Genomic DNA, 250 nt, shown 5'->3' with positions numbered 1-250 from the left:
GTACGCGACTGTGCCGCTGGACACGAGCACCTGGCCGCTGATCGATGCCCTGCTCGCCGCGCACAACGGGGTGTTCGGCGGCTGTTGGTGCCTGGATTTCCACGCCGAAGGCGGCGACAAGTCGCTGGGCCCGCAGGACCGACGGGTGGCCAAGGAGGCCCTGGTGAACCGGGGCGCCGCACACGCGGCACTCGTCCTCGACGACGCCGCCTGCGTGGGGTGGTGCCAGTACGGCCCGACTGCCGAGCTG

The 250-nt window shown here is 71.6% G+C and carries 1 pseudogene; it reads left to right on the top strand.

The annotated features are described in order from the left end of the window. Window positions 1-250 (top strand): annotated as a pseudogene (locus ACCD03_RS25605) (GNAT family N-acetyltransferase); the annotation flags it as partial.

This window comes from Ralstonia sp. Ralssp135 (genome assembly GCF_047304345.1).
Classification (GTDB): domain Bacteria; phylum Pseudomonadota; class Gammaproteobacteria; order Burkholderiales; family Burkholderiaceae; genus Ralstonia; species Ralstonia chuxiongensis.
The sequence above is the reverse complement of the archived record's forward strand: the minus strand, read 5'-3'. Positions and strand labels throughout refer to the sequence as shown.